The 9,875-nt window shown below is 57.2% G+C and carries 8 protein-coding genes; 7 read left to right on the top strand and 1 reads right to left on the bottom strand.

Going from position 1 to position 9,875, the window contains the following annotated elements; translation table 11 throughout:
- Positions 1–2 precede the first annotated feature (2 nt).
- The 6 genes from ABIK48_07900 to ABIK48_07925 are packed head-to-tail and all read left to right on the top strand — an operon-like array spanning position 3 to position 8,301.
- On the top strand, positions 3–1,643 hold the full coding sequence (locus ABIK48_07900; protein ID MEO0022078.1) for an FAD-binding protein: 1,641 nt from the start codon (positions 3–5) through the stop codon (positions 1,641–1,643).
- Positions 1,644–2,726: an acyl-CoA dehydrogenase family protein gene (locus ABIK48_07905; protein MEO0022079.1), complete on the top strand. Its 1,083-nt coding sequence runs from the start codon at positions 1,644–1,646 to the stop codon at positions 2,724–2,726. It abuts the gene before it with no gap.
- Between the two features lie 20 nt (positions 2,727–2,746).
- Complete coding sequence (locus tag ABIK48_07910; GenBank protein ID MEO0022080.1) at positions 2,747–4,750, top strand: PBP1A family penicillin-binding protein; 2,004 nt, start codon at positions 2,747–2,749, stop codon at positions 4,748–4,750.
- Between the two features lie 12 nt (positions 4,751–4,762).
- Positions 4,763–5,440, top strand: coding sequence for an endonuclease (locus tag ABIK48_07915; GenBank protein MEO0022081.1), 678 nt, complete (start codon positions 4,763–4,765; stop codon positions 5,438–5,440).
- A gap of 30 nt (positions 5,441–5,470) precedes the next feature.
- A complete protein-coding gene (locus ABIK48_07920) occupies positions 5,471–7,720 on the top strand; it encodes a putative LPS assembly protein LptD (GenBank protein MEO0022082.1) in 2,250 nt (749 codons plus the stop codon).
- Positions 7,717–8,301 (top strand): Maf family protein, encoded by a 585-nt coding sequence (locus tag ABIK48_07925; protein ID MEO0022083.1) that lies wholly within the window; start codon positions 7,717–7,719, stop codon positions 8,299–8,301. The genes ABIK48_07920 and ABIK48_07925 overlap by 4 nt, the downstream gene beginning before the upstream one ends.
- Here the strand turns inward: ABIK48_07925 and ABIK48_07930 are convergent.
- Positions 8,293–8,958, bottom strand: coding sequence for a hypothetical protein (locus ABIK48_07930; GenBank protein ID MEO0022084.1), 666 nt, complete (start codon positions 8,956–8,958; stop codon positions 8,293–8,295). The two genes, ABIK48_07925 and ABIK48_07930, sit on opposite strands and share 9 nt — an antisense overlap.
- Positions 8,959–9,348: 390 nt before the next feature.
- Between ABIK48_07930 and ABIK48_07935 the strand changes: the two genes are divergently transcribed.
- Positions 9,349–9,537 carry a hypothetical protein gene (locus ABIK48_07935; GenBank protein MEO0022085.1) on the top strand — a complete coding sequence of 63 codons (189 nt, stop codon included), beginning with the start codon at positions 9,349–9,351 and terminating at the stop codon, positions 9,535–9,537.
- Positions 9,538–9,875 lie beyond the last annotated feature (338 nt).

The raw sequence follows: 9,875 nt of genomic DNA on the forward strand, positions 1-9,875 counted from the left end.
AGATGAGTTATCCTTCCCCTCTTGAGGAGCTGGTGCGGCGGGTGAATCAGACCCGTGAACAGCGGCTGAAACAGAACTTCCCCCGGCTCAGCGCTGAGGAAAAACAGGCACTGCTGGAACAATTTCATCCCGACTACCGCACTGATACATTCACCACCATCCAGGTCGGACCAAATGCCGGTGACCGTACCCCTCGTGAACTCGCCAGTCTCATTGAGGGCGAAAGTCCGCTCACCAATGCAGCCCTGAATCTTGACCATTTTGACTATGAAACGGATGTGCTGGTGATCGGAGGCGGTGGTGCCGGCTGTGCCGCAGCAATTACCGCCGATGACCACGGAGCACGGGTAATCATCGCCACCAAACTCCGGCTCGGTGATGCCAACACCATGATGGCACAGGGAGGAATTCAGGCAGCAGACAAGGAAAACGACTCCCCGGCGATTCACTACCTTGACGTGGTCGGCGGCGGCCATTTCACAAACATCCCCGAACTGGTTGAGGCGCTTGTGACCGACGCCCCGGAAGCAATTCAGTGGCTGGAAAATCTCGGCGTAATCTTTGATAAGAATCCGGACGGTTCGATGAAAACCATTCATGGCGGCGGAACCTCGCGTCGAAGAATGCACACCTGCCGCGATTATACCGGTGCTGAGATCATGCGCACATTGCGCGACGAAGTAAAGAGTCGGCCGGGCATCACGGTGCTGGAGTTCTGCCCGGCAGTAGAACTGTTGACCACCCCGGAGGGGGATGCTGCCGGTGCGATACTCCTTAACCTCAATCTCAACCGCTACCTCCGGATCAAGGCAAAAACGGTCGTGATCGCAACCGGCGGTTCCGGGCGGCTGCATTATCAGGGCTTTCCCACCTCCAATCACTATGGTGCCACTGGTGATGGACTGGTGCTTGCCTATCGGGCCGGTGCAAAACTGGCATTTATTGATACGATGCAATATCACCCGACCGGTGTCGCCTTTCCCCAGCAGATCGTCGGACAGCTGGTAACAGAAAAAGTCCGCAGTCTCGGTGCCCAGCTGGTAAACCGCAATGGCAACCAGTTCATCTTTCCCCTTGAAACCCGGGACGTAGTTGCATCAGCGATTATCCGCGAATGTCGCCAGGACCGCGGTGTCCGCACCCCTGCAGGGATTGACGGGGTCTGGCTGGACACGCCGATGATTGAGATCCTTAAAGGTCCGGGCACGGTTAAGCGGGAGCTGCCGGCGATGGTCCGGCAGTTTGCCCGGTTCGGGATTGAACTGGATAAGGAGCCGATTCTGGTATATCCGACGCTGCATTATCAGAATGGCGGGGTGGCGATTGATGCGATGTGTCATACGAGTGTGCGCTATCTGCTGGTTGCCGGCGAGGCTTCGGGCGGAGTCCACGGGCGTAACCGGCTGATGGGCAACTCGCTGCTTGATGTGATTGTCTTCGGCCGGCGGGCCGGCAATGAAGGCGCCCGGCTGGCACTCCAACGGAATGATACCTTTACCCCGACACTGGAACACCTCACCCGCTGGCGCCAGCTGCTGAAGGAAAAGAAAATCGTGCCGGAAAGTGTCTCTCCAATTCTGCTTCCGGACTATACTCGCAAACCCGCCGGTATGGAAAGCGGAAAAGCAGGGACGGAGGTCTAATTGGACTTTACACTCTCAGAAGATGCAGAAATGGTCCGGCAGACCGTCCATGAATTTGTCCGCCGTGACCTCCTGCCGCTAGAACCAAAGTTTCTCAACGCCCGCAATCCCGTCGAGCGCCATGAGCTTGCCCGTGTGGCTACCGGAAAGCTCCGGGAAATGGGACTTTATAGTGCTGGCGTGCCTGAGGAATTTGGTGGCGGCGGTCTGGGTCTGATTGAAACCTGCCTCATCGCCGAAGAACTGTCCTATACAATCATTCCGGTTGAATGGGGTGACTATACACCACTGCTGTACGACTGCTCCGAAGCACAGCGAGAGTCTTTTCTGCTGCCGGTGGTCACGGGAGAAAGGAATTACGCACTTGCCTTCCGTGAACCCGAACCATTTTCCGCACCGCAGGAAATGAGAACTTCTGCTCGGACTGATGGGGAGAACTTTCTCATTGACGGCATCAAGGAGCTGTCCCGACCGGAGTTTGATTTCTGCCTGGTGTTCGCCCGCGCTGATGAAGGAATCACCTGCTTTATTATCGACGGGGATACCCCCGGCTGGCAGATTGATAAAAGCACCGAGCCTGCCCGGCTGATCCTCTCCTCCTGCCGGTTAACCGCTGACCGCATTCTGGGTACGCCCGGTAAAGCAATGCTGCTGGGCCAGCGCTGGTTTGCTCTGGCGAGAGTTTCACGCAGCGCAGCAATAACCGGGGTCTGCCGCCGGATTCTGGAAACCACCGCCCTGTATGCCCGGGACTGGAAGTCAATGAATGAACCGATTATCAGTCGGAAGGAGGTTCAGCGGACGCTTTCGGAGATGGCAGGAGGGTATGAGTCGCTGCGCTGGCTCGTATATCGCACCGCCTGGCTCGCCCAGACCGGTGCCCAGTTTCAGTATGAAAGTCTGCTGTTGAAGCTGCATGCCCAGACAATGCTGAACCGGATGGTAAATGATTCAATCCGGGTGCATGGCGGCACCAATCCGCCGGTGGAGCACTGGCTGATCCGGGCGTCAGGCGAAGGGGAGGCGCTGGATATGCTCCGGCTGGCGGTGAGCCATGAAGTTATCTCCCGTTACACCGGTTAATTAACTTGGTTTCCCGAAGTTTGCGCATTACGCTGCTGGTAGCGTTGATAATTCTCCTGCTGACCGGAGGTCTGCTGGTGCTGGGCTATCTCCGGCTCCGTGCCGATCTGCCCGCTCCGGAAACAATCATCAATTACAAGGCACCGGCGAGCACCCGGCTCTTGGATTGCCGGGGCCGGGTGATTTCCGAGTTTTTTCAGGAGAAGCGCCGGCCGGTGCCGCTGGAGACCATTCCGGAGTATCTGGTGCGGTCGGTAGTCGCGGTTGAAGACAAGCGCTTTTACTCCCACTGGGGAATTGATATTATCCGGGTCTCGGGGTCAATTGTTGCCAATCTCCTCCATCCCCGTAATCTCCAGGGTGCATCCACCATTACCCAGCAGCTCGCCCGTTCCATGTTTCTCACCCCCAGGCGTCAGCTCAGCCGGAAGCTGAAGGAAATGGTGCTGGCAATTGAGCTCGAGCGCCATTATTCCAAGGAGGAGATTCTGGAGATGTATCTGAACCAGGTGTGGTTCGGCGGTTCAATCTACGGTGTTGCAGCAGCAAGCGAACGGTATTTCGGCAAGCACATCTCCCGGCTGGACCCCGCAGAGTGCGCCACGCTGGGCGCAATGATCGCCAACCCTTCAGCCTACTCGCCCTATAAATACCCGCAGCGGCTGTTGCGCCGGCGCAATTACTTTCTGGGCAAGATGCACCGGCTCGGGCTCCTGTCCCGTGAAGAATACGAACAGGCGATAACAGCACCGTTGAATGTACTGCCGCCGGGCTCGGCAACCAACGAAGCACCATATTTTGTTGAGGAGATCCGGCGGTATCTAATCAATACCTATGGCTACGACTTCGTTTACAAATCCGGCGCCACCGTCTACACCACGCTGGATTTGGATATCCAGGCGGCGGCAAACCGGGCACTGCTGGACTGGCTCGAACGGCTGGAGCAGGACTACCGGCTCCGGCCGACAAAGGCGCGCTATGACTCCATTTTCAAAAATGACTCCACCGACCCCGCACCCGGTTATCTCCAGGGGGCGCTGATTGTCGAGGATGTCCAGACCGGTGAGATCCGGGCGATGATCGGCGGCCGGGATTTCCGCCACAGTGAATTCAACCGGGCAACTCAGGCGCTGCGTCAGGTGGGAAGCGCATTTAAGCCGTTTGTCTATGCGGCTGCTCTGGATAACGGCTATACCGCTGCCAACATTGAGAATGACTCCGCGCTGGTGATCCGGATTCCGGGCCAGCCCGATTACCGGCCGAAGAATTACGACCAGAAGTTTCTGGGCAGAATGACCCTGCGCCGTGCCCTTGCCCTGTCCCGGAATATCATTGCGGTCCGGCTGTGCGAAAAGATCGGGCCGGAGGTCGTTGCCCGTTACGCCAGTCTGATGGGCATTGAGCATAAAATTCCGGCTTATTACTCCATCGCCCTGGGCTCAATTGACCTTTCACTGCTGGAAATGACCAATGCCTTTAATACGATCGCCAATCAGGGCATCCGCCTTACCCCGTTCATGATTACCAGGATCGTTGATGATCAGGGACATCTGCTCGAGGAGAATCATCCTGAACCCCGACTGGCGATCAGACCCCAGACCGCCTATGTGCTGACGAGCATGATGCAGAGTGTGGTTAATGAGGGCACCGCCACCACGATCCGGGCACTCGGGTTCACCGGACCGGCAGCCGGCAAGACCGGCACAACCGATGACTATACCGATGCCTGGTTCATCGGCTTCACTCCCACCCTGACCTGCGGGGTCTGGATTGGTTTTGACCAGAAGCGCACCATCTTCCGCGGCGCTACCGGTGGCGTGATTGCTGCACCGGTCTGGGGCGAGCTGATGAAACAGGTTTATCAGGACACCCTTTCCGCCTTTCCGGTGCCCCCAGAAATTGTCACCCTGCCCATCTGTGAGCAGACCGGCAAACTTGCCACTCCCCTCTGCCCCCGTGCCCGTTACGAGGTGTTCATCCAGGGCACCGAGCCGACTGCCAGCTGTCCGCTTCACAACCGTTGAAGAGCGCTGTCCATGCCTTCGGTCCGCAAGCTGGAGCCGGTGCCGGAACTGTGGATCATCTTCCAGAAACTGTTCCGGGCTTACGGTCCCCAGCACTGGTGGCCTGCCCGGACACCGCTGGAAGTAGTAATCGGCGCGGTCCTGACCCAGAATACCGCCTGGCAGAATGTGGAAAGGGCAATGGCAAACCTCAGACACGCCCGGCTATTGAACCTTGACCGGCTCTGCCGGACCCCAGCCGGCCGGATCGCCGAGCTCATCCGTCCTGCCGGATACTATAACATCAAAGCCCGGCGTCTGCTCTCGGCGCTCAAATGGCTGAAGGAACAGGGCGGATTTGCGAAACTGCAGGCGACTCCCACCTCCCGGCTCCGCACCAGTCTGCTTGACTGTTACGGTGTGGGACCTGAAACCGCCGACTCAATCCTGCTCTATGCGCTCAACCGCCCGGTATTCGTCATTGATGCCTATACCCGGCGCATCCTTGCCCGCTATGGACTGATTCAGGGAGATGAACGCTACGAGGAACTCCGGATCTGGATTGAACAGAGCCTTGCGCCGTTCCTTAAAAATGACGCGCAGGCAACCGTCCGGGCTTTCAATGAGTTTCATGCTCTGTTTGTCCGGCTTGCCAAGACCCACTGCCGGAGCCAGCCCCGGTGTCCGGGCTGTCCGCTTAACTCCCGTTGACTTTAAGCATCCGCTCAATAACATAACCAGATGCAACTTCTGCTCCTGTTGCTCATGCAGCCTCTGCCTGACACTGCACTAACCGCACCGGATACCGGTAAGGTGGACATTGTCTATTACGGTGCCCGGCTCGTCCGGTTTCTCGCCCGTGAGGAACGGGTAGTCCTGCTTGACTCCGCCTGGGTCCGCTACCGGGATATGTCGGTCTATGCGGACTCAATCACCTATGACATCCGGCGCCACACCCTGAGTGCGGTCAGAAAGAGTTCTGCCGGCGAATCGGCGCTGGTCCGCTTCCGGACCGCCACCGAACAGGTTACCGGCACTGAACTCCACTATAATGTTGACACCCGCCGGGGTATGATGCGCTATGCCCGTTCCCAGGTGGAAAACGGCTGGATCAGCGCCCGGGAAGTATGGCTTGTCCGGGAACGGGTGCTGAACGCCCTCAATGCCGACTATACCACCTGTGATCTGCCCCATCCCCACTACGCCTTCTTCGGACCCCGGGTAAAACTGTTTATGGATGATGTGGCGATTGCTGAGCCGGTAATTCTGCGTCTCGGCAGGATCCCGGTCCTGCCCGCACCCTTCTGGCTTGTACCGGTGGCATCAAAGCGCAAATCCGGACTGATGCCCTTCAAGGTCGGCAGTGCCACTGATCAGGGCTACTATGCCAAGGGCATCTCCTATTACTGGGTCCTGAACGACTATGCCGACATCACCTTCCTTGCCGATATTATGACCCGCCGGGGTGTCCAGTTCCGCACTGAGGGAATCTACATCGTCAACCCTTATTCCCGGGGTTCGGTGCAGGGCTCCTACATCCGGGAGTTCTGGAATCCGGCAAATCCGGACCTCGTCCGCTACAGCTTCAACCTCAGCACCGCCAGCAAAATCACACCGCTCACCGATCTTGATATCCAGGCGGAACTGATCTCCGACACCGCCTATGCACCGGACTACGCCGAAGACCGGCTTGACTGGCTCAAGCAGGAGGTCTACTCCTATGGCGCACTTACCCACCGGTTCCGCGGTCTGGGCAGGGCAAACCTCCGGGCTGAACGCCACACCTATTACATGCGCCATTACGACTACCAGCTTCTGCCCGCTGCCAGCATCGGCTTTAACACCCGCACCCTGCCCCTGGGCTGGAATATCACCCCGGCTGCCGGCTTCTCCCGGCGCGTGGAAAAGGCAGACTCATCCGGAACTGACACCCTGCGCGCCCAACGGCTCACACCATCATTATCCTTCAATCTCACCAGTCCTTCGTATCCAATTGGCACAATTGAAATCTCGGACCGGCTCAACTTCTCCGATTCCCGGCGCTCATACCGGAACGCTCCCTTCAGTCACACTCAGACCCTCAATAACGAACTGGGACTGGGCACCTCCCAGAAGCTCATCGGCATCTTCAACACCAGTGAAGCGGTCAGCTGGAACTGGACCGACAACCTGACCGACACCCTGCCGCCGGACCCCAGACTCACCTTCAGCCTCGGCTCCGGATTTTCCCTGTTCCGGGTCTTCTCCACCCGCGCCCTCAACCTTGCCGGCATTCTCCACACCGTCAGCCCGAACCTCCAGTTTTACTACGAGCCAAAAATTACCCCCGCGGGTGTCTTCGGCAGACCCGATCTCCTGCATCCCGATATCACCAACCTGCAGTTCTTCCTGCGCAACGGCTTTCAGGCAAAACGGGCGACAACAAAGGAAAAGTTTGACCTCGGCACGGTCAACTTCTCCACCGGTTATGACCTGCTTCAGCACCGGCTCTCACCGGTCTATGCCACCATCTCCACCCGCCCCCTCCTGCTCATCACCGGAACCGACTCCGGACCGGTGCGCCGGCGGTTTGACCTCAACCTTGACGGCAACCTGGGATTCAGACCGGAATCGCTCCGGCTCAGCGATGACTACCAGCTGCTCACCAGCTTCAGCTGGACCACACTCCGCACTGATACTGTCCACCACCGGGAAAACGGACTGGAACTGCGCCTCAACCACACCCTGGGAAAAAACCTGAACATGCTCACCGGCTCGGTATCATTCTCCTTTGCCGGCTGGCGGCTCGGCCTCAACTCCATCGGCTACAACTTTACCCGGCGCCAGCTCACCGATTACTCAATAACCCTCTGGCGCGACCTCCACTGCTGGGAGGCGCTGGGCACCATCTCCGGACTGGGAAAACAGTGGCGCTGGGACTTTGAGGTCCGGATCAAGAAACTCCCGGATGTCCGGTTCGGCAAATCGCTCTTCCGCACCTTCCTGCCATGAAACTTTACCTCGCCTCCACCTCACCCCGGCGCCGTCAGCTCCTGCGGGATCTCGGCATCACCTTCTACCCTGTAAAACCCGCATTCTTTGAACCCGAAATCAGCTTCAGCCAGAACCCGCGCCGGCTGGCAATTACCCTTGCCCTGCTCAAAGCCCTCTCCTGCACCCCGAAGGTCAAAAACGGCATCATCATCGGCACCGACACCATTGTCGTGATCAGCAACCGGATTCTCGGCAAACCCGCAAACCCGACTGCCGCAAAACGCATGCTTAAACTTCTTTCTAACAAAACTCATCAGGTAATTACTGGAATTGCACTTATAAAAATGCCCGAGAAAAAAATCTATGCAGACGCCGAGACCACCCGCGTCACCTTCCGTGCCCTGACCGATGAAGAGATAGAGTCCTATATCTCCACCCCTGAGCCCTATGACAAGGCGGGCGCCTATGCCATTCAGGGCAGAGCCGGGCTCTTTGTGGAGCGCATCTCCGGCTGTTACCTCAATGTGATCGGTCTGCCGGTCAGTCTCCTTTTGAAACTGCTTCAGGATGCCGGCTGGAAAAATCCTGCCTCACGGTGACTTCAGCTGGACATTTATCCGGTAACCGCAATCCCGCAAGCCCTGCCTGTTATCCAGAACCAGAAAATACAGACCCGCAGCAGGAATGGTGTCGTAGAAAAGACCTGCCTGATATGCCAGCCGCCGGATTCTCGGCTGATAGCTCTCATTTGCCTGCCACCGCCTGAAATTGGGTTCATCAAGGAACATCAGGTAAATTGTTGTTGTATCGCTTGAACATTGCCCTTGGAGCCGGTAACCGGCAGGGCAGGAATCAAAAAACCAGACCGCCTCGCCTGCCTTCACCGCTCCTTCCCAGACCGCAAAATTGACCACCCGGGGCACGACCCGGACCAGAACCGAATCACTCCCCTTCCTGTCCAGACCATCGGCTACCTGCACCTTTAACAGCACCACACCTGAGGACTCGGGCGCCCGCCACTGAATCCGGTTGTCAAACTGATTTCCGAAAACTCCGGCTGAACACCACCACTCATAACTCAGCGGACCCCGGGCACCCGGCTCAACCCGGCAGACAAAACTGCAGGTATCAAGAACCGCCACCTGACCTTTTCCCTCAACCCCGCTAATCACCGGCGGACCGAACTCATAACCACACCGGCTGGCAACTACAAGACCAGTGATAACAAGAACGCGCAGGTAACTCACAAACCGCATCGGTATAAAGATTATCCGGTCCGTCCTGTCAGGGTCAAGAAAATCGCCTCCACAGCCGGCACCACCCCGGACCCCGCAACCACTACCACCCCTGCCCCGGGCTAGCCCCCCCCTTGACAGGACTGAATATATAACACCTTAAGCATCAATATGTTAAATTAAAGAACCCCTGTGCATTATTATGCACATATAAACGCTCCCCGGTGGTGGCACCTGGGGAAAATCGGCTCTATCTGTCCGGGCGGTTTCGAATAGTAACGAAGCGGACAGATTCCTCGACTCGGCTGACGCCTCGCCCGGAATGACACAATAATAAAACGGTCATTTCGAGCGGAGCCCGAAGGGCGGAGTCGAGAAATCTCTTGAAGGAGATTCCTCAACAGGCTCGGAATGACGGAAGAAGAAAAGAGAGATTCCTCGATTCCGCTTCGCTCGGAATGGCAGAAAAAGGGAAAGGTCATTTCGACCGGAGCCGAGCAGAGCGAGGCGGAGTGGAGAAATCGCTTAAAAGAGATTCCTCGACAGACGCGGAATGACTTCCCTTTTCGTCATTTCGACCGCAGTGGAGAAATCCCTTAAAAGCGATTCCTCGACAAGCTCGGAATGACAGAAGGATGAACAAAGGGATTCCTCGACTCGGCTGACGCCTCGCCCGGAATGACACAATAATAAAACGGTCATTTCGAGCGGAGCCCGAAGGGCGGAGTCGAGAAATCCCTTGAAGGAGATTCCTCGACAGGCTCGGAATGACGGAAGAAGAAAAAAGGGATTCCTCGATTCTGCTTCGCTCCACTCGGAATGACAAGAAAGCAAAGCCATGGAACGACCCGCAGAGGTCTATCCGACCGCAGTAACCTGTTTATGTCATTTCGAGCGCAGTGGAGAAATCCCTTTCCTACCGTGCAATCACTACTTTG

It is taken from the genome of candidate division WOR-3 bacterium (assembly GCA_039801085.1).
GTDB lineage: Bacteria > Hydrothermota > Tepidihabitantia > Tepidihabitantales > Tepidihabitantaceae > JAOABP01.